The organism is Klebsiella sp. PK01 (genome assembly GCF_057624675.1).
In genome coordinates, this window is the sequence record NZ_JBYEZM010000005.1 from 180,200 (window position 1) to 199,164 (window position 18,965).

The window sequence follows — 18,965 nt, forward strand, 5'->3', positions numbered from 1 at the left end:
AGAATCCGCGCATCTTATCACAATCCCTGTGGCATCGTGCGTATGCCGGGTATTCACTTTGCGAGGGTCTACGCAGACCTTGAAATCACCGGTCGGCAGCGCGGAGAGGCTATGCCAGGATGGGTGATGGACGGGTAAGGAGACAGGGTAATGGATATACAGGAATCATTGATGCCGCGGGAAAAAATGCTGCGCGACGGCATTGAAACATTGAGCGACATTGAGCTGCTGGCGTTGTTTTTGCGTACCGGCACGCGTACCCAGGATGTGCTGGCTTTTTCACATAGCTTGCTACAGCGCTTCGGTTCGCTGTACGGGCTGTTGTCGGCTGAGATAGAACAATTTGCCGATATCGACGGTATCGGCATTGCGAAATATGCGCAACTCAAAGGCATTGCCGAACTGGCGCGGCGCTATTTTAGCTTGCGGATGAGAGAGGAACCGTCGCTGGTGACGCCGCTCATGACGCGAGAATTTTTACAAAGCCAGCTCGCCGATGAAGAGCGGGAGATCTTTATGGCGATCTTTTTAGATAATCAGAATCGGGTATTGAAACATAGCCGCCTTTTTTCTGGTACTCTTAGCCACGTAGAGGTGCATCCGCGAGAAATTGTACGCGAAGCAATCAAAGTGAACGCCGCCGCGGTGATCCTTGCCCATAATCATCCTTCAGGTAGTCCTGAACCGAGTAAGTCGGATAAGTTGATGACCGACAGGGTGGTTAAGTGTTGTAGATTCATGGAGATACGCGTGCTTGATCATCTGATTATTGGCCGCGGCGCGTACGTCTCTTTTGCCGAACGTGGCTGGATTTAGCCCCGATCATGCGATCTATCGGGATCTTTGTCTGTTCGGGACTTGAGCACACCGCCGAGTCAGCGTATACTACGCCACCTTTGAGAATCTCGGGTTTGGCATTTGGGCCTGGCAATCGAGAGTTCAATAGAACTATGCGATGACCGGGCTGTAAAGCCTGACGAGGCGCCAATACCCCATACGAAGCTCGAGCTAATTTGATTTTTGGAGAATAGACATGTCCCGAGTCTGCCAAGTTACTGGCAAGCGTCCGGTGACCGGTAACAACCGTTCCCACGCACTGAACGCGACTAAACGCCGTTTCCTGCCGAACCTGCACTCTCACCGTTTCTGGGTTGAGAGCGAGAAGCGTTTTGTCACCCTGCGCGTATCTGCTAAAGGTATGCGTGTAATCGATAAGAAAGGCATCGATACAGTTCTGTCTGAACTGCGTGCCCGTGGCGAAAAGTACTAAGTACTTAGAGGAAATAAATCATGGCTAAAGGTATTCGTGAGAAAATCAAGCTGGTTTCTTCCGCTGGTACTGGTCACTTCTATACCACCACGAAGAACAAGCGTACCAAACCGGAAAAAATGGAACTGAAAAAGTACGATCCGGTTGTACGTCAGCACGTTATCTACAAAGAAGCTAAAATCAAATAATTTTAGTCTCCTTGTACTAAAACCCCGCTCCGGCGGGGTTTTTTGTTTTATGCTTCACCCTTCGAGCACAGGTGCGTTGGCTGCACGCGTACAGCCTGGCCGCTTGCTTTATTAAGCCTTCCGGCCTCTCTTCCCGCTGCCTCCCTGTCACCCGAAACTGTGTGGTTAAGAGGAAAAAAATGCCTGAATTACCTGAAGTCGAAACCAGCCGTCGCGGCATTGAGCCGCATCTGGTAGGCGCTAACATCCTGCACGCCGTAGTACGCAACGGGCGCCTGCGTTGGCCGGTATCCGAAGAGATTTATCGCCTGAGCGATGAACCGGTGCTGAGCGTGCGCCGACGCGCCAAATATCTGCTGCTGGAGCTGCGCCACGGCTGGATCATTATTCATCTTGGCATGTCCGGTAGCCTGCGCATCCTCAGTGAAGAGCAGCCGGCTGAAAAACACGACCACGTCGACCTGGTGCTGAGTAACGGTAAAGTGCTGCGCTATACCGATCCTCGCCGCTTCGGCGCCTGGTTATGGACTAAAGAGCTGGATGGTCATCCGGTGCTGGCGCATCTCGGCCCGGAGCCGCTAAGCGATGAATTCAACGCCGACTATCTCCAGCAGCGTTGCGCGAAGAAGAAAACCGCCATCAAACCCTGGCTGATGGATAACAAGCTGGTGGTGGGCGTGGGGAATATCTACGCCAGCGAATCGCTGTTTTCCGCCGGGATCCATCCCGATCGGCTGGCCTCGTCGCTCTCGCATCAAGAATGCGAGTGGTTAGTGAAGATGATTAAGCTGGTGCTGCTACGCTCAATTGAGCAAGGTGGAACGACGCTGAAGGATTTCCTGCAAAGCGACGGCAAACCGGGATATTTCGCCCAGGAGCTACAGGTTTATGGCCGCAAAGGCGAGCCGTGCCGGATCTGCGGTACGCCGATTATCGCCAGCAAACACGCGCAGCGAGCGACCTTTTATTGCCGCCAGTGTCAGAAGTAGTGGAGAGGGTTGGGGATTATGCTAGGCCAGGTAAGCTGGTAGCCCCGCTAAGCGTAGCGCGAGCGGGGGAAGGACATACTACTTCAGCTTATTTAACAACGCCTGATGCACGTTGGGCGGCAGGAAGTGGGAGACATCGCCCTGGTGGCGCGCCACTTCCTTAACCAGCGATGAAGAGATAAACGACCACTCTTTGCACGGCATCAGGAACACGCTTTCCAGGGTGGGCATCAGATGGCGGTTCATGTGCGCCAGCTGCATTTCATATTCGAAATCCGCCACTGCCCGCAGGCCGCGAATGAGAATATTGGCCTGCTGCGCGCGGGCGAAATTGGCCATCAAATCGCTAAAGCCAATCACCTCAACGTTGACCAGATGCGCCGTTGCCTGCTCCGCCAGCGCAATTCGTTCATCGAGGCTGAACATCGGTTTTTTGCTCGGGCTGGCGGCGATGGCCAGCAAAACCTTATCAAACATACCCGCCGCGCGGGTGACGATATCGATATGGCCGTTGGTGATAGGGTCAAAGGTGCCCGGATAGATCGCTTTTGTGCCCATAATTACACTTTCTCCGAGTAGCCGCGGCTGAGTGCCCACAGCTCGGTGTATTTATTAAACGTGTATTGCGCATTGACTACCGCCAGCAGCCAACCCTGTTTTCCATCCAGTACGCCGCCGCGCAGCAGCAGCGTTTTGACGAAGGCGCCCAGCGTATGGCTGAAAATCCCCGCCATCGAGGTCTTCTTGCCCTTCTGATGACGCTCAAGCGCCCAGGCTGCGGCATACGCCAGCTGTTTTTGCTGGAAGCCGGAGAAGTCGCGGCAGGTCAGGTGCAGCAGATCGCCGCTGAGCGGCACCACTTCGGCCCCAAGGCTATCCAGAGATTCATGCACCAGATTATCGTTATAGCGGTAACGCGCGCGTTCGTACAGGCGCATCACCCGATCGGGATACCAGCCGCTGTGGCGCATAAAGCGCCCGAGGAAGTAGTTACGCCGGGCGATGCTGTAGATAACGCCGCGCTGCGGCGCATCCAGTACCTTGAGGATAGACTCTTTCAACTCAGGCGTAACGCGCTCGTCGGTATCAATCATCAGCACCCAGTCGTGAGTGGCGTAATCTTGCGCGCGCTGGCGCTGAATGCCGTAGCCTTGCCAGTCGGTGTTGCTATAGACCTGGGCGCCCAGGCTACGGGCCAGTTCGACGGTATTGTCGGTACTGCCGGAGTCCAGCACCACCACTTCATCCGCCCAGCTTACCGACGCCAGGCAATCGGCGAGCAGGTCGGCGGCGTTTTTGGCGATCATCACGACGGAGAGTCGGGTTGACATTAGTGGCTCCGCTGCGGCAGGTAGGGTTGCAGTAACTGTAGCAGACGCGACAGCGCGCCCTGGTTTTGATGCAGCACTTCCACCGCGTGGCGGCCGTACCACAGGCGATAATCTTCGTCGGTCAGCAGGGTAGAAACTTCTCTGACCAGCGAGTCGGCGTCCGTGACGGTGATCAGACCATCGTCCTGCTGCAGCTTGGCGCAGATATCTTTAAAGTTAAAGGTGTGCGGACCCATCAGCACCGGAATAGCATGGGCGGCGGGTTCGAGCGGATTGTGTCCGCCGCGTTCAACCAGGCTGCCGCCGACGAACGCCAGGTCGGCAATGCCGTAGAGCAGCATCAGTTCGCCCATAGTATCGCCAATCACCACCTGGGTGCTGTTAGACGGAATTTCACCGGTGCTGCGCATGGTGAAGCTCATCCCGGCTTTTTGCACCATGTCGCGGGCGTCGCCGAAGCGTTCCGGATGGCGCGGCACGAGGATAAGCAGCAGGTCGGGGAAGGTTTCCAGCAGTTTTTTATGCGCCTGCAGGATGATCTGTTCTTCGCCGTCGTGAGTACTGGTGGCTATCCACACTTTACGGTGCGGCGCCCACTGGCGACGCAGGGTAACGGCGCGCGCCGCCAGTTCCGGGGTGACGGAGATATCGAATTTCAGGCTGCCGGTGACCGCCAGTTGGTTACGTTTGAGACCGAGCGCGAGGAAGCGGTTGCCGTCTTCTTCATTTTGCGCGGCGATAAGCGTGATACGGCTGAGCAGGCGGCGCATAAAACCGCCGAGTTTGGCATAGCCTTTCGCGGAACGTTCTGACAGTCGTGCGTTAGCAATTACCAGCGGAATTTTACGTTTGTGCAGCGCGGCGACCATGTTCGGCCACAGCTCGGTTTCCATCACGATGACCAGTTTCGGCTGCACGCTGTTGAGGAAACGGTTCATCGCGCAGGGGAGGTCATACGGCAGATAGACGTGGTGAACATCTTTGCCGAAAGCGGACATGGCGCGTTCAGAACCGGTCGGCGTCATGGTCGTGACGGTGATCGGCAGTGATGGATAACGATGGCGTAGCGCGCGCACCAGCGGGATTGCCGCCAGCGTTTCACCGACGGAGACGGAGTGCAGCAGAATGCCATCCGGCACTACCTTGTTTTGACAGAAGCCATAACGTTCAGCCCAGCGTTTACGGTATGCCGGGGCCTTACGGCTGCGCAGCAGCAGTCGCAGCCACACCAGCGGCTGAATGAGGTAGAGTAGGGTGGTATAAAGCAATTCCAAACTATTTATCCGTTTTAGGTTTTTTGCGGGCAAATTCTAAGCATTTAACCCGCGTAAAGCTATCTCTTTGGCGGAAACCGAGGGATTTCGACCTATGCGGCGTTGAGATAGCGCTTGATGCGCAAATAGCGGCGTCCCAGACGCCAGCGTAAACGGAACGTGCAGGCGTTACTCCAGATCAGGCGCCAGATGCCGCGTTCGAAGAATTCTTTGATGATAATATGCTTTTTCGACTCATCTTTCATGCAGTCGAAGGTATGAATAATCCCCAACCCCTCTTTGGCTATCTGCCAGCGGCAGGCGGAAATGTGCCGTACCTTGTCCGGATAGCGTTGGTTGATGGCGCTGAGCATCTCGAGGATCTTCATATAATGGCGCGCTGAGCGCATCAGCGTATCGTCGTTGTCCGGCTTATGCGAGACCGATTCCGAGTGAATGTAATAGTCGTAAAATTGCTCGCTGGTGTACTGCACGCGTTCGGCTGCCAGCAACGCTTCCGTCGTCCAGGGAATATCCTGATGGCGCAGGCCCGGCTCAAAGTGGAAATGGTGCTGGTTGATAAAATCGCGGCGATAGATGTTCAGCCAGGTGACGTGCAGAAACTTACGCGAGTCGAGCGCCTGCTTTAGCCAGACGTAACCCGGCAGGACGCCAGTAGACTGCAGGCGCTCCGGCGGGAAAATCGGGTGAATATCGTCGCGGCTTTCGTACACATAGCGGCCATTACAAGTCGCGACATCGAGATTGCCCTTCTCGGCCATTTCCAACAGCGTGCTGTACATGCCGGGATAGAACTTATCGTCAATGTCCGGGAAGGCGAGGTATTTACCGCTTGCCGCCGCCATACCGGTATTACGCGCCACCGAGACGCCCTGATTCTCCTGCTCCAGCACGGTGACGTTCTGCAGCCTGTCTTTCCATTGGTCGATAACCGCCAGGCTACCGTCGGTAGAACCGTCGTTCACCAGGATCAGCTCATAGCTTGCCAACTGCTGTTGTTCGAGGCATTCAAAGAATTGCGCAAGGAATTTTTCACCGTTATACACGGCGGCCACGATGCTCAATAAAGGCGTTTGACTCATAACTCATTCGATCCTGGTTAAAAAACGACGTCAGGCGCTGCGCAGCTGACGGTACTGTTGGCAAATCGACTCTACGCTGAATTTTTCCAGCGCGGCGGAATCAATGGCCGGCGGGCTATGGTAAATGCTTTGCATCGTCTGGGCTAGCGCAGAACTGTTGAGATCGGCCAGACCGCGGGACAGTTCGCCGCTGAGGATCTCGCTGACCCCGCCAGGACAGCGGGTGCTGGCAACCGGCGTATTCAGCAGTAGCGCTTCAACAATGACGTTGCCAAACCCTTCGCTGTCGGAGCTGAGCGTTAGCATTCGCGCATGTTTAATCCACGGCAGCGGGTTGGGCTGAAAGCCTTTAAACAGCACCCGATCGCCGACCTGCAGCTGCTGCGCCAGTTGACGAAGCCGCTGTTCCTGCTCCGGTTTGCCCTGCCCGAGCAGCACCAGCGGCGCCTCGATACCGCTTTGCGCGTAGGCTTCAATCAGCCGGTCATGGCGCTTACCGGGATGGAAGCGGCCGACGTGGATAATATAGTCCCCTTGAGGAATATCGGCCGGCTCCTCAGCCGCCGCGTGAATGGCGGCGATATCGAACGGGTTATAGATGGTTTTAAGCTGTGCCGGGCGCAGTGCGAACTGCTCGACCAAATCCTTTCCAACCGCATCGGAAACGGTCACCACGTTGCGCCCCTGGTATACGCGCTTGATTTTTTGCTGCTTCATCCAGCGGTCAAAACCGCTGCGATGGCCAAGATAAGAGGTAGAGAAAACGCCGTGCAGACAGAACCAGACGTTGCGATCCTGCAATGCCCGGCTGCGGGCGACGATGCGATCGGTTTTGTGCAGATTCGACAGTACCAGATCGAAGCGACCATGCTGTTCTGCTTGTTCAATCGCGCGATCAAGCTGGCGCGCGCGGCGGGAGAGTTCCGTTAGCTTGCGCCACGGTTTGCGGCAGCGGTCGGCAATCACCTGATAATCGAGCCCTTCCGGCAGCGGATAATCGCAGACGTCGCGCAGCGAAAACAGCGATACCTGTTCGCCCTGGCTGAGAAAATGTTCCGCCAGCGTGAGCACGACTTTCTCCGCGCCGCCGCCCGGCAGGCCATCGATAACAAACAATATGCGCATCGTTATTTCACCAGATCCTGATAGAGAGAAAGCAGCTGCGTCGACAGTCGTTCGCTGTTGCAGTCCATAATTCGTTCGCGGGCGCGTGCGCCTTCAGCCGAACCCAGCGCGCGCGCGGGCAGCGCCATGACCGCCTGCTGTAACGCGGCGATATCCAGCGCGTCGCAGACGTAGCCATTGCTGCCTTCGACGATGAACTCCGCGCCGCCGCAGCCGGTGGTGGTGATAACCGGCAGGCCGCAGGCCATCGCTTCCAGAATTACATTCGGGAATGGATCATACAGCGTCGGCAGCAGCAGTCCGTCGGCCATCTGATAGAACGGCAGCGTTTCGGACTGCATGCCGAAGAAACGCACGCGATCTTCGCAGTTCAGCGATTTTGCCAGCTGTTGATAGCGGTTCTGTTCTTTGTCTTTGCCGACCACCAACAGATAACGGTCGGTGGGGGCGATGGCGCGGATTGCCGCATCCAGCCCTTTTCGTTCAAAGCCGGAACCAACATAAATCAGGCAGCTTGCCTGTAGCGGCAACTGCCATTTAGCGCGTAATGCGGCAAAGGTCTCTTCGCCTGGCGGCAGAAAACGTTGGTTATCAATAGCGTTATAGATGACGTGGATTTTATCCGCCGGCAGGCCGAAGTCTTCGATAATTTCCTGCTTGATCATCTCCGCGTTGCAAATCACCCCACGCAGGTGCGCGTCCTGATACATCTCGCGTTCCGCCTGCATCACATAACGGTGATAGCGGTCGGCGAACAGCAGGCGGCTTTTCCAGGCCGGTAAAATGCGCGAGCGCTGTTGCAGCCAGCGGCGATGAACGCCGTCGCCTGCGCGGTACAGATCGCAACCCGGAATACGCTCATGGCTTTGCACCAGGTCGAATGATTCACTCTGCCAGAGCGCGCGCGCGGCGTTGGCGAAACCGCGTTCACGGCTGATGCGCCCCCATTTGCGCGGGTTGCAGATGTGAATATGCCAGTCCGGTTTGACAGGCCCTTGCCACTCGCGGGTGATGACGTTCAGTTCCAGATTACTGCTGTCGAGGGCTTCCAGCGCGCGGGAGACAAAGCGCTCCGCGCCGCCGTCGGGGCGATACTTTTGCCGTACCAGAGCCAGCCGGAATTTACTCATGCCAGTACCTTTTTCGCCGCCGCGATAACCGCGTCGGTAGGGATTAAATCAAGATAGCGTTCTTCGGTGTTGGTGTTGATGTCGTCAGGGTCGGGCAGCGGGCCGAAGTCGCCGGCCCAGATAACCTCGCCTTTCGCCTGCCACGGCCGCCAGAAGGTCAGTTTCGACGGGCCAAATAGCGCGACGAGCGGCGTACCCAGCGCTGCCGCCATATGCATCGGCACCGAATCTACGCCGATAAACAGGCGGGCGTGATCGATAACCGCCGCCAGCTGGCGGAGCGTCAACTGACCGGCTAATGAGTGCAGTCGCGCCTGCGGGCAGCCGCTGATGATGTTCTCTACCATCTGCTTTTCTTTGGCGTCAGGGCCAGAGGTAAGCACCACCGCGTAGCCTTCTGCTGACAGCGCATTAATCAGCGCGCTCATGCGCTCTTCGCGCCAGCATTTAAAGAACCAGCGCGAAGTCGGTTGAATAACGATGTAGTTCTCCTGGAAGCCGTCCGGCAGCAGCGAACGGCTGGTCGTCCAGTCAGATTCGCTGTAGCCCATCCGCGCCGGCGCATCGTTTATCTCAAGCCCCAGCGGCGCCAGAATAGAGAGGTTTTGCTGCACCGTATGCAGCTGATTGTGCTGCTGGGTAGAAGCAAGCGCGGTGTGGCAGTAGCGCCAGAACGGATGACGGCGCTTAGGGAAATCGAAACCGATGCGCGTCGGCGCGCCGGTTAATTTGCTGATGATCGCGCTGGGCCATTGATCGGCAAGGTTGAGCACCATGTCGTAGCGCTGCTGGCGCAGATTGCGGATGAGCTGCCATTCCATCTTAAGCTGATGCCGCTTGCCCTGCTTTTTCCAGCTGCGATCGATCGCGTAAATCTGGTTAATCTCCGGATTCGCCGCCAACATGTCGCGGGTTTCAGCATACAGCAGTACATCGACGCGAGCGGCGGGATATTGCTGTTTGAGCGCGTTTATCAGCGGGGTGATCAGCAACATGTCGCCATGATGGCGCAGCTTAATGACCAGGATCCGCGCCGGGTTCTGCTGGCCGGGGGAGAGGGTTTCAGGCGTCATACTCTGTTCTTCATCCAGGATAAGGGTTCCGATTCTAGGGGATCGTGCAGATTGAGAGAAGCGTTGTATTGCTCTACCATGGACCGATACGTATGGCCTGAGGACGTTTTCGTGCACAATCCCGCATTTCTCATCACGATTGATACAGAGGGTGACAACCTCTGGCAAAAACATGACAGCATCACCACGGAGAATGCGCGCTATCTTCCGCGTTTTCAGCAGCTTTGCGAAAAGTATGGCTTCAAACCGGTCTATTTGACCAATTATGAAATGGCCATCGACCCTTTTTATATCGAGTTTGCTAAAGATGTCATCGCGCGCGGCACGGCGGAAATCGGTATGCATCTGCATGCCTGGAACAGTCCGCCGACCGAGCCGCTGACCGCGGATGACTGGCGTCATAAGCCTTATCTCATCGAGTACAGCGATGCCGCCATGCGTGAGAAGGTCGACTATATGACCCATCTACTGGAAGATACCTTCCAGACCAAAATGGTGAGCCATCGCGCCGGGCGCTGGGCGTTTGACGAGCGCTACGCGCGCCTGCTGGTGGAGTACGGTTATCAGGTGGATTGCTCGGTGACGCCGCGGGTGAACTGGAAAACCGCTAAAGGCGCGCCGCAGGGCGATGGCGGTACGGATTATCGTCGCTTCCCGCAACATGCTTATTTTCTTGATGAAAATGATATCAGTCGCGAAGGTCATTCCCCGCTGCTGGAAGTGCCTATGAGCATTCAATACAAACACTCAGCATGGATGAATAGCGTTAAGCAAGGCTACGATAGGCTACGCGGCAAAGTCCGTTCGCCGTCCGTACACTGGCTGCGTCCGATGGGCGGTAACGTCGAGACCATGAAAAAAGTAGTTCAGCAGACGCTGGCGCAGGGTAATGATTATGTTGAGTATATGCTGCATTCATCGGAGTATATGCCAGGCGGTAGCCCGACCTTTAAGAATGAACAAGATATTGAACGTTTATATGCCGATCTGGAAGCGTTCTTTAGCTGGCTTGCGCCGCAGGTCCGCGGAATGTCTTTAGCAGAATATTATAATTTCAAGAGAAATCTTACATAAAACAATCATTACTGATAGAGGTGCGGCGTTAATCTGGTGTAATATCATCAGTCGAATGAATAATTAACGCCTGAATTATTAATATACTGAGGTTTTATGAAGATAGCAACCGTACTACGCTCTGGCGGTGATTATAACCAAAGCCATGTGCAGTGGTTATACAAACAATTGCCAGCAGACATCGAGAAAGTGTGCTTTACCGATTTAACTATTCCTGGCGTTAACACCATTAAACTAACTGAAGATTTGCCTGGCTGGTGGTCAAAAATCGAGATGTTTAATCCGGATTCGGTTGCCGAAGATATTTTTTATCTCGATTTAGATGTCGTCGTTGTCGGTGATATTAGTGATATTCTGGCAAATAAACAGCTGACCATGCTGAGTGATTTTTTCTTTCCGCAGAAAACCAAAAACTCCGCTATCATGCGCGTTCCGCATGAGGAAAAGTACAAGGTCTGGGAAGCTTTTAAGCGCTATCCGGAACTATTCATGACGCGCTATCAGAGCGGTGGTGACCAGGAGTTTATCAGCAAAATCTATCCACACGCCGCTATCTGGCAGGACATTTTACCCGGACAGATCGTTAGCTATAAAAAGCATGTCATTCATAAGAAGAAGAATGAACATGCCACCGGTGATGGCACCGTGCCTGCGGGGACGCGAATTGTCTGTTTCCATGGAAAACCACGCCCTTGGGACTGCGGTGAAGCTTGGGTGCCACCATTTGAGAAAGCTTAATTATTTATGAGTAAAGTGATGTCGCCAGTGACAATATTGCTTCTGGCAATATTGTCATGTGTTTTTGTGATGCCGGAGAAAATTATGGGTAGAAATCTCTTTTACCTGTCTTCGGTTATTACCTTAATTTATGCGGTAATTAACAGAAAACGTCTTACTATTAAAAAAGAGGAGATGTTTCTTTCTCTGACGCTATTGATGTTAGGAGCTTCACAGCTTATTTGGTCATATCGCTTTCCGGGTAATCCGGCTGAAATTTATATGGCTGATGTTAGCTATCCTCGCTCAGGCGCTTATTTGATGATCGGCGCTGTGATGATGTTACTCTTGCCTGCGGTATTAAGGACAACAGCAATACAATATGGCAAAAGCTTGAGTTACGCATTAGTCGCGGGCTTTTCAGTATTGACGCTATACGCTTTACATTATCATTTTTTTGTTTCCGGCGATCGCCTGAGAATCGATAACTCCGCAACCTTAAGCGCCTATCTTTATACGATATACTCGTTATTGACGCTATATGCTTTAGCTTGCGTCAATATCCGCTATCGCAACTATATTGCCAGCGGTGTGATATTTTTCTCGCTGTGGATTATTTTTCTGACTGAAACTCGCTCGGCGCTGCTTATTTATCCGGCGGTACTGCTCTATGCCCTACTGACCGGTAACGTGATGTCGAAGAAAAAATCAGCGCTGGCGTGCCTGATGCTGTTGGTTGCTGGCCTGGCAGTGATTGAGTTGGCGTTTCCCTCGCTGAAAGATCGGGCGAGTGAAGCGGTCACTGAGATCTCGGACTATCAAAGCGATAACAATACCTCGATGGGTTCCCGGCTCAGTATGTGGCATACCGGGATCTATGAAATTATTGCTCATCCCGGTGGCGTAAGCTCGCAGCAGCGTTTCCAGATCCTCTCGCAATTGATGTATGAGAAAGAGCAGGGGAATCCCGAGGGGTTACGCAACATTGTTTATCATCTTCATAATGATTTGATCGAAACCATGTCGCTACAGGGCGTTATTGGCGGCCTCTTCCTGCTGGCATTGTATGGCGCGATGCTGCTCTATGTTTACAGAAAGGCGACGCTGAAATGTGCATTGGCGTTTATTGGCGCGCCGGTGATTCTTTTTGGCTGCGTCGATACTCTGTTTATCCACGACAGATTTATCATTATGTTTATTGTGGCGTTAGCCGTTTTCACGGCGTTATCGCCGGAAAAATCTGCGGAAGAATCGTGATGGAGTGATGAAGTGGCCGTTCAGGCCACTTCATGTAGCGCTTGAGATAACGGCATTTTAGGAAATACCTGTTCAGGAATTGCGCTATTAAGGGAAAGATTAATTACCGTAATACCCTTTGCCTGTAAATGACGGCTGGCGAGTTCAAAGGCTGGGAAAACCATACCATCTACTTTATCGGCGAGATACGAGGGAAGCTTATTCTCACCGTTTTCATAAAATCGCGGTTGCTCAAAATTATTCATATCCAGACCGGCAATAATAATTCTGTTGAATCCCAGCCAGGCGATAATCTGCAGCGCCCAGTAAGCCACCGTTCCCGCGTCAAATATCCCTTTGCGAATATCGGTTGAGAAACCAATATGGCTTAAGTTTTGGTGCAGGAGCGCACTTGGGGAGCGGCTAAAGACCGTCGCGATATCGTTACCGGGGATCTTTGGCTGGTAAATCTTATAACAGGCATCTTCAATCAGGACTAGTCGACACTGAATATTGTTGAGCCCGATGCGCTCAATGATTTTGGCAATACCGTGGGTAGTGGTAAAAAAGAGGATCCGTGGATTGCTGACAATACCGGCGATAACCTCGGGTTTACGGTCAAAAAACTCCATATCAACGATCAGATACAGAGAAAACCCTACCTTTCCTTCGAGAAAGTAAGCGCCGTTGACGCCCATTACCGGCAACGATGACGGGATAATTGAAAAATCGACATCGTTGATCGATGGACCGGTCGCGGTGAGCAGCATTGGCCCGGAGAAAGCGTCTTTTAATTCACTTAGGCTACACAGCGGTACCGATTCGCCCTTGTATTGTAAGGCACAAATTTCACCGCTTTCCGCCCGGCGGATCTTTACCCACGGCCACAGGTTTTCATTGTGGCGGTAGGCGCGCGGGCGGGTATAGCGATAAATTTGCTTGAATAGCGATCCCATTAAACCAATCCCTGTGCTTGCAACAGTTGCTGAACATGCTCAGCGGTAATATCGCCGGTGCTGCTACCGTACGGCGGGCGGACGATATGCTGGTTTTTGCCATATCCGCCAATCAGTCCCGGATCGGTTGGGCCGTAGAGCGTGAAATTGGGTTTATCGAGCGCCGCGGTCAGATGGCTCAGCCCGGTGTCGACGGAAACTACGCCGCGTGCGCCAGCCAGAATCTGCGCAACCTGCTCAAGGCTCATGCGCGGGAGTACATCGACGTTATCGCGCCCTTCCGCTAGCCGTTTTGCCCGCGCCTCTTCGTGCGGTGCTCCCCACGGCAGCTTAATACGCACGGCGCTAGCCGCCAGCAGATCCAGAAGCGCTTGCCAGCGCGCTTCCGGCCAGTGTTTATCATCGCGGGTGGTGGCGTGCAGGAAGACCAGATACGGCTCTGCTACAGGCGCGTCAGGGCGAATAAAGTGGCTTGCGATGGCGTAATCACCCTGCGTTTGCGGCCTGGCATAGCCCAGGCTTTTGGCGAACAGTTCGCGCGTGCGCTCTACTGCGTGCTGCTCGACAGCAATATGGTGGCGACGGTTATAAAACAGGCTTGCCAGCGGCTCGCGGGCGGACTGCCAGTCCATGCCATGTTTGACGCCGTGCGCCAGACGAGTTACCAGCGCGGCGCTTTTCACCAGCCCCTGCGCATCAATAATGGCATCGTAGTTGACGGCCTTTACGGCATCGCGAAAGGCCTTTCTTTCCGCTTTGATAGGCGCGGAAAACCAGGCTTTGCGCCAGCGGCGAATCGCCACCGGAATCACCCGCTCGACGGCGGCATGCCATGAAGGGATCTGCGCGAAGCCTTCTTCAACCACCCAGTCAAAGCGGATACCGGGGATGGCCTGCGCGGCGTCGGTTAGCGCGGGCAGCGTGTGTAGCACGTCGCCCATGGACGAGGTTTTTACGATCAATACCCGCATCCGTTACGCTTCCTCGTGCTCGGTTTTTTCCGCTAACAGTTCGTTCAGCTCTTGCAGGACGCGTTCTGGAGTGATGTCGATCAGGCTTTGATGATAGCCCTCAGCGGCATCGCCTTTGCGCACCTTGTGGTAGCCGCTAATCAGGCGAATAACCCGCGCTTTATGCGATAGCGGCGGGGTAAAGTCCGGGCTGCTCGGGCCGTACAGCGCCACCAACGGGCGATCCAGCGCGGCGGCGACGTGCATCAGCCCCGAATCGTTGCTGACCACAGCCTGACAGGCGGCAATCAGAATCACGGCCTGTTCCAGCTGGGTTTCGCCGGCCAGGTTACGGCACCAGGCCTGCTGCTCGCTGCTGAGCGCGGCGATGATCTCTTTGCCGGCATCGTTATCTTTCGCCGAGCCGAAGAGCGCTATCTGATAACCATCGTCAATGAGCTTTTTCGCCAGCGCGGCATAGTGATAATGCGGCCAGCGTTTGGCCGGGCCGAATTCCGCGCCGGGGCAGAAGCCGATAATCGGCCGATCGTTCGAAAGATTAAAAGCGTTGCAGGCCTGTGATTTTTCGCCATCGTTGACCTGCAGCTGCGGCCACAGCAGCGGTTGTGGAAGGTCTTTAGCGCAGCGCATGACGCCATTGTCGTAGGCCAGCGCCACGTAGCGCTCCACCATCAGCGGCCAGGCGTCTTTGTCCAGCACGCGGGCGTCGTTAAGCAGGCCATAGCGCATCTCGCCGCGCCAGCCGGTGCGCAGCGGAATGTTGGCGAAGAAAGGCACTAATGCCGATTTAAACGAGTTCGGCAGCACGTAAGCGCGATCGTAGCGACGATCGCGCAGGCTGTGGCCGAGTTTACGACGCTCGCCGATAGCCAGCGCGCCGTGGCCGAGCGGCATGGCGATCGCTTCGTTGACTTCCGGCATGCGCGATAACAACGGACGGCACCATGCCGGCGCCATCACGTCAATAATCGCCTGGGGATAGCGCGCCCTGAGCGTACGATAAAGACTTTGCGACATCATCATGTCGCCCACCCAAGACGGGCCTATCACCAATATTTTCATGCTTGTTTCTTACGCGTCGCGGTTTAGCCAGGCCATATATTCCGTTACGCCTTCGGCAACGGTTTTGAACGGTTTGTCATAGCCCGCTTTACGCAGGTTAGTCAGGTCGGCCTGCGTGAATGCCTGATAGCGGCCTTTCAGTTTGTCCGGGAACGGGATGTATTCAATGCTGCCTTTCTTATGGTACGCCAGGGTCGCATCGGCGACGGCCTGGAAGGATTCCGCGCGGCCGGTACCGAGGTTGAAGATACCGGAAACGCCATTTTCCCAGAACCACAGGTTTACCGCGGCGACGTCGCCGACATAGACGAAGTCGCGTTTAAAGCCGTCGCTGCCTTCGAACAGTTTCGGACTTTCGCCATTATTCAGCTGGGTATTGAGGTGGAAGGCCACGCTCGCCATGCTGCCTTTGTGCCCTTCGCGCGGTCCGTAGACGTTGAAATAACGGAACCCGACGATCTGCGAATCCGCTTCCGGCAGGATCTGACGGACGTATTCGTCGAACAGGAATTTAGAGTAGCCGTAGACGTTCAGCGGTTTTTCAAATTCGCGTGATTCGATAAAGTCGCTGGTGCGCCCGCCGTAGGTGGCGGCAGAAGAGGCGTACAGGAACGGGATTTCGCGCTCCAGACAGTAGTGCAGCACCTCTTTGGAGTACTGATAGTTGTTATCCATCACATACTTGCCGTCCCACTCGGTCGTGGAAGAGCAGGCGCCTTCATGGAATACCGCTTCGATCTCGCCGAACTCTTCGCCGGCCATAATCTGGATCAGAAAATCTTCTTTATCCATGTAGTCAGCGATGTCCAGATCCACCAGGTTTACGAATTTGGTGCCGTCTTTCAGATTGTCTACAACCAGAATATCGGTGATGCCTTTGTCATTCAGGGCTTTAACGATGTTGCTGCCGATAAAGCCTGCGCCGCCGGTTACGATGATCATAACTGTACCTTTGAAGTAGAAAGCCCGGAAACAATCCGGACATGAATACTCATATCATATCACTACATCCGAAAGGCTTCAGCCATTCGCCGAAAAGGTGCTGGCCGTGCGTGATTTATGCTGCAAATTATTCATTCAGGCATGCATCATCTCGTATCAACGTATAGCTTTGGGTAATATGTGCCAAATTTTGCCGAATCTGGAGAGTTGCAATGCGTGGTGATTTCTACAAACAGTTAACCAATGACCTGGATACCGCGCGCGCGGAAGGGTTGTTTAAAGAAGAGCGTATCATTACTTCGGCTCAGCAGGCGGACATCACCGTCGGCGACAGCCACGTGATTAACTTCTGCGCCAATAACTATCTGGGTCTGGCGAACCACCCGGAACTGATTGCCGCGGCGAAATCCGGCATGGACAGCCATGGCTTCGGGATGGCCTCGGTGCGCTTCATCTGCGGTACCCAGGACACGCATAAGCAGCTCGAGAAGAAGCTGGCGGATTTCCTCGGTATGGAAGACGCGATTCTCTACTCCTCCTGCTTTGATGCCAACGGCGGCCTGTTTGAAACGCTGCTGGGACCGGAAGATGCCATTATCTCTGATGCCCTGAATCACGCGTCGATCATCGACGGCGTGCGCCTGTGCAAAGCTAAGCGTTTCCGCTATGCCAACAACGACATGCAGGAGCTGGAAGCGCGTCTGAAAGAAGCGCGCGAAGCCGGCGCTCGCCACGTGCTGATCGCCACCGATGGCGTTTTCTCGATGGACGGCGTGATCGCCAACCTGAAAGGCGTCTGCGACCTGGCGGATAAATATGATGCGCTGGTGATGGTCGATGATTCTCACGCTGTGGGCTTTGTCGGCGAAAACGGCCGCGGTTCCCATGAATATTGCGACGTGATGGGCCGCGTCGACATCATCACCGGCACGTTGGGTAAAGCGCTTGGCGGCGCGTCAGGCGGTTACACCGCCGCACGCAAAGAAGTCGTTGAGTGGCTGCGCCAGCGTTCTCGTCCGTATCTGTTCTCCAACTCCCTGGCGCCGGCCATTGTCGCCGCCTCCATCAAGGTGCTGGAGATGGTGGAAGCGGGCAGCGAACTGCGCGATCGCCTGTGGGCTAACGCGCGCCTGTTCCGCGAAAAAATGACCGCCGCAGGCTTTACCCTGGCAGGCGCCGACCACGCGATTATCCCGGTGATGCTCGGTGAAGCCACCATCGCCCAGGAGTTCGCGCGCGAATTGCAAAAAGAAGGTATTTACGTCACCGGATTCTTCTATCCGGTGGTTCCAAAAGGCCAGGCGCGTATTCGCACCCAGATGTCGGCGGCGCATACCCCTGAACAAATTGAACGTGCGGTAGAAGCCTTTACCCGCATCGGCAAACAACTGGGCGTCATCGCCTAATAAGGGTGTGAGATGAAAGCGTTATCCAAACTGAAAGCGGAAGAAGGCATCTGGATGACCGACGTACCGGAACCGGAAGTCGGCCATAACGATCTGCTGATTAAAATCCGTAAGACCGCGATTTGCGGTACCGATGTGCACATCTATAACTGGGATGAATGGTCGCAGAAAACCATCCCGGTACCGATGGTGGTGGGTCACGAGTATGTCGGTGAAGTCGTGGGTATCGGTCAGGAAGTGCGCGGCTTTAAGCTCGGCGATCGCGTTTCCGGCGAAGGGCACATCACCTGCGGACACTGCCGTAACTGTCGCGGCGGCCGCACGCATCTGTGCCGCAATACCATCGGCGTGGGGGTAAACCGCCCGGGCTGTTTCGCTGAATATCTGGTGATCCCGGCCTTCAACGCTTTCAAAATCCCGGACAATATCTCTGACGACCTGGCATCCATCTTCGACCCGTTCGGTAATGCGGTGCATACCGCGCTCTCCTTCGACCTGGTCGGTGAAGACGTGCTGGTTTCCGGCGCCGGCCCGATTGGCGTGATGGCCGCGGCGGTGGCGAAACATGTTGGCGCGCGTAACGTGGTGATTACCGATGTTAACGAATATCGCCTGGAACTGGCGCGTAAAATGGGCGTCACCCGCGCGGTCAACGTGGCGAAAGAGAATCTTAACGATGTGATGGCGGAGCTGGGGATGACCGAAGGCTTCGACGTGGGCCTGGAGATGTCCGGCGCGCCGCCTGCGTTCCGCACCATGCTTGATACCATGAACCACGGCGGACGTATTGCGATGCTGGGTATTCCTCCGTCGGATATGTCTATCGACTGGACCAAGGTCATCTTCAAGGGGCTGTTTATCAAAGGGATTTACGGCCGCGAAATGTTTGAAACCTGGTATAAGATGGCGGCGCTGATCCAGTCGGGCCTCGATCTTTCGCCGATTATCACCCATCGTTTCGGTATTGATGACTTCCAGAAAGGCTTTGACGCGATGCGTTCCGGTCAGTCTGGTAAAGTGGTACTGAGCTGGGATTAAGCGAATTATCGTCAGGATGACGATAATAAGCATTCTTGCTGCCCATGGTTTATGGGCAGCATATTCCCAACATATATATTAATAATAAATTTTTTGTTATT

20 protein-coding genes are annotated in these 18,965 nt (G+C 54.7%); 9 read left to right on the top strand and 11 right to left on the bottom strand.

What is annotated here, in order from left to right; genetic code table 11:
* Positions 1-150 precede the first annotated feature (150 nt).
* From radC to mutM, 4 genes are all read left to right on the top strand, one after another.
* On the top strand, positions 151-816 hold the full coding sequence (gene radC, locus AC22LX_RS17155) for a RadC family protein (RefSeq protein ID WP_487334117.1): 666 nt from the start codon (positions 151-153) through the stop codon (positions 814-816).
* Between the two features lie 217 nt (positions 817-1,033).
* Positions 1,034-1,270 (top strand): 50S ribosomal protein L28, encoded by a 237-nt coding sequence (gene rpmB / locus AC22LX_RS17160; protein ID WP_002436699.1) that lies wholly within the window; start codon positions 1,034-1,036, stop codon positions 1,268-1,270.
* A gap of 20 nt (positions 1,271-1,290) precedes the next feature.
* Positions 1,291-1,458: a 50S ribosomal protein L33 gene (gene rpmG / locus AC22LX_RS17165; protein ID WP_002922510.1), complete on the top strand. Its 168-nt coding sequence runs from the start codon at positions 1,291-1,293 to the stop codon at positions 1,456-1,458.
* A 179-nt stretch (positions 1,459-1,637) separates the two neighbouring features.
* Positions 1,638-2,447, top strand: a complete 810-nt coding sequence (gene mutM, locus AC22LX_RS17170) for a bifunctional DNA-formamidopyrimidine glycosylase/DNA-(apurinic or apyrimidinic site) lyase (protein WP_015369156.1) — start codon at positions 1,638-1,640, stop codon at positions 2,445-2,447.
* A 78-nt stretch (positions 2,448-2,525) separates the two neighbouring features.
* Here mutM and coaD read toward each other — a convergent pair whose 3' ends face one another.
* The 7 genes from coaD to rfaQ form a co-directional block, all read right to left on the bottom strand.
* Complete coding sequence (gene coaD, locus AC22LX_RS17175) at positions 2,526-3,005, bottom strand: pantetheine-phosphate adenylyltransferase (RefSeq protein ID WP_015703808.1); 480 nt, start codon at positions 3,003-3,005, stop codon at positions 2,526-2,528.
* Positions 3,006-3,007: 2 nt separating this feature from the next.
* On the bottom strand, positions 3,008-3,778 hold the full coding sequence (locus AC22LX_RS17180; RefSeq protein ID WP_032713074.1) for a glycosyltransferase family 2 protein: 771 nt from the start codon (positions 3,776-3,778) through the stop codon (positions 3,008-3,010).
* Positions 3,778-5,052, bottom strand: a complete 1,275-nt coding sequence (gene waaA / locus AC22LX_RS17185; protein WP_015369159.1) for a lipid IV(A) 3-deoxy-D-manno-octulosonic acid transferase — start codon at positions 5,050-5,052, stop codon at positions 3,778-3,780. The genes AC22LX_RS17180 and waaA overlap by 1 nt, the downstream gene beginning before the upstream one ends.
* Positions 5,053-5,144: 92 nt before the next feature.
* Positions 5,145-6,134, bottom strand: a complete 990-nt coding sequence (locus AC22LX_RS17190; protein ID WP_045390602.1) for a glycosyltransferase — start codon at positions 6,132-6,134, stop codon at positions 5,145-5,147.
* A gap of 30 nt (positions 6,135-6,164) precedes the next feature.
* Entirely contained in the window at positions 6,165-7,259 is a 1,095-nt protein-coding gene (locus AC22LX_RS17195) for a glycosyltransferase (protein ID WP_047047653.1), read from the bottom strand.
* Between the two features lie 2 nt (positions 7,260-7,261).
* Entirely contained in the window at positions 7,262-8,389 is a 1,128-nt protein-coding gene (locus AC22LX_RS17200) for a glycosyltransferase family 4 protein (protein WP_045390608.1), read from the bottom strand.
* Positions 8,386-9,462: a putative lipopolysaccharide heptosyltransferase III gene (rfaQ, locus tag AC22LX_RS17205; protein WP_045390611.1), complete on the bottom strand. Its 1,077-nt coding sequence runs from the start codon at positions 9,460-9,462 to the stop codon at positions 8,386-8,388. Before rfaQ ends, AC22LX_RS17200 begins: the two co-directional genes overlap by 4 nt.
* Before the next feature lie 111 nt (positions 9,463-9,573).
* Between rfaQ and AC22LX_RS17210 the strand changes: the two genes are divergently transcribed.
* The 3 genes from AC22LX_RS17210 (at position 9,574) to AC22LX_RS17220 (ending at position 12,510) form a co-directional block, all read left to right on the top strand.
* Positions 9,574-10,536, top strand: coding sequence for a polysaccharide deacetylase family protein (locus AC22LX_RS17210; protein WP_045390617.1), 963 nt, complete (start codon positions 9,574-9,576; stop codon positions 10,534-10,536).
* Positions 10,537-10,632: 96 nt separating this feature from the next.
* Complete coding sequence (locus AC22LX_RS17215) at positions 10,633-11,274, top strand: glycosyltransferase family protein (RefSeq protein WP_045386549.1); 642 nt, start codon at positions 10,633-10,635, stop codon at positions 11,272-11,274.
* Between the two features lie 6 nt (positions 11,275-11,280).
* Positions 11,281-12,510, top strand: a complete 1,230-nt coding sequence (locus AC22LX_RS17220; protein ID WP_080941141.1) for an O-antigen ligase family protein — start codon at positions 11,281-11,283, stop codon at positions 12,508-12,510.
* Between the two features lie 20 nt (positions 12,511-12,530).
* Here the strand turns inward: AC22LX_RS17220 and AC22LX_RS17225 are convergent, their stop codons facing one another.
* From AC22LX_RS17225 to rfaD, 4 genes are read right to left on the bottom strand one after another with little or no spacing between them, the layout of a single operon-like run.
* Positions 12,531-13,445: a sugar glycosyltransferase gene (locus AC22LX_RS17225; RefSeq protein WP_045390621.1), complete on the bottom strand. Its 915-nt coding sequence runs from the start codon at positions 13,443-13,445 to the stop codon at positions 12,531-12,533.
* A complete protein-coding gene (gene rfaC, locus AC22LX_RS17230) occupies positions 13,445-14,416 on the bottom strand; it encodes a lipopolysaccharide heptosyltransferase RfaC (protein WP_045390623.1) in 972 nt (323 codons plus the stop codon). The genes AC22LX_RS17225 and rfaC overlap by 1 nt, the downstream gene beginning before the upstream one ends.
* A 3-nt stretch (positions 14,417-14,419) precedes the next feature.
* A complete protein-coding gene (gene rfaF / locus AC22LX_RS17235) occupies positions 14,420-15,478 on the bottom strand; it encodes an ADP-heptose--LPS heptosyltransferase RfaF (RefSeq protein ID WP_015703797.1) in 1,059 nt (352 codons plus the stop codon).
* Positions 15,479-15,487: 9 nt separating this feature from the next.
* Positions 15,488-16,420: an ADP-glyceromanno-heptose 6-epimerase gene (gene rfaD, locus AC22LX_RS17240; protein WP_045390625.1), complete on the bottom strand. Its 933-nt coding sequence runs from the start codon at positions 16,418-16,420 to the stop codon at positions 15,488-15,490.
* 212 nt (positions 16,421-16,632) lie between these two features.
* On the opposite strand from rfaD, the gene kbl reads away from it, so the two are divergent.
* Positions 16,633-17,826: a glycine C-acetyltransferase gene (gene kbl, locus AC22LX_RS17245; RefSeq protein ID WP_015703795.1), complete on the top strand. Its 1,194-nt coding sequence runs from the start codon at positions 16,633-16,635 to the stop codon at positions 17,824-17,826.
* Between the two features lie 12 nt (positions 17,827-17,838).
* Complete coding sequence (gene tdh, locus AC22LX_RS17250; RefSeq protein WP_015369171.1) at positions 17,839-18,864, top strand: L-threonine 3-dehydrogenase; 1,026 nt, start codon at positions 17,839-17,841, stop codon at positions 18,862-18,864.
* Positions 18,865-18,965: the final 101 nt, after the last annotated feature.

Bases quoted from the DNA above. Each gene is read 5' to 3' on its own strand.
- AC22LX_RS17220 (WP_080941141.1), top strand. From the start codon at position 11,281: ATGAGTAAAGTGATGTCGCCAGTGACAATATTGCTTCTGGCAATATTG.
- rfaD (WP_045390625.1), bottom strand. From the start codon at position 16,420: ATGATCATCGTAACCGGCGGCGCAGGCTTTATCGGCAGCAACATCGTT.
- AC22LX_RS17225 (WP_045390621.1), bottom strand. From the start codon at position 13,445: ATGGGATCGCTATTCAAGCAAATTTATCGCTATACCCGCCCGCGCGCC.
- tdh (WP_015369171.1), top strand. From the start codon at position 17,839: ATGAAAGCGTTATCCAAACTGAAAGCGGAAGAAGGCATCTGGATGACC.
- kbl (WP_015703795.1), top strand. From the start codon at position 16,633: ATGCGTGGTGATTTCTACAAACAGTTAACCAATGACCTGGATACCGCG.
- AC22LX_RS17180 (WP_032713074.1), bottom strand. From the start codon at position 3,778: ATGTCAACCCGACTCTCCGTCGTGATGATCGCCAAAAACGCCGCCGAC.
- coaD (WP_015703808.1), bottom strand. From the start codon at position 3,005: ATGGGCACAAAAGCGATCTATCCGGGCACCTTTGACCCTATCACCAAC.
- radC (WP_487334117.1), top strand. From the start codon at position 151: ATGGATATACAGGAATCATTGATGCCGCGGGAAAAAATGCTGCGCGAC.
- AC22LX_RS17200 (WP_045390608.1), bottom strand. From the start codon at position 8,389: ATGAGTAAATTCCGGCTGGCTCTGGTACGGCAAAAGTATCGCCCCGAC.
- rfaC (WP_045390623.1), bottom strand. From the start codon at position 14,416: ATGCGGGTATTGATCGTAAAAACCTCGTCCATGGGCGACGTGCTACAC.
- AC22LX_RS17190 (WP_045390602.1), bottom strand. From the start codon at position 6,134: ATGAGTCAAACGCCTTTATTGAGCATCGTGGCCGCCGTGTATAACGGT.
- rpmB (WP_002436699.1), top strand. From the start codon at position 1,034: ATGTCCCGAGTCTGCCAAGTTACTGGCAAGCGTCCGGTGACCGGTAAC.
- rfaF (WP_015703797.1), bottom strand. From the start codon at position 15,478: ATGAAAATATTGGTGATAGGCCCGTCTTGGGTGGGCGACATGATGATG.
- rfaQ (WP_045390611.1), bottom strand. From the start codon at position 9,462: ATGACGCCTGAAACCCTCTCCCCCGGCCAGCAGAACCCGGCGCGGATC.
- mutM (WP_015369156.1), top strand. From the start codon at position 1,638: ATGCCTGAATTACCTGAAGTCGAAACCAGCCGTCGCGGCATTGAGCCG.
- AC22LX_RS17195 (WP_047047653.1), bottom strand. From the start codon at position 7,259: ATGCGCATATTGTTTGTTATCGATGGCCTGCCGGGCGGCGGCGCGGAG.
- rpmG (WP_002922510.1), top strand. From the start codon at position 1,291: ATGGCTAAAGGTATTCGTGAGAAAATCAAGCTGGTTTCTTCCGCTGGT.
- AC22LX_RS17215 (WP_045386549.1), top strand. From the start codon at position 10,633: ATGAAGATAGCAACCGTACTACGCTCTGGCGGTGATTATAACCAAAGC.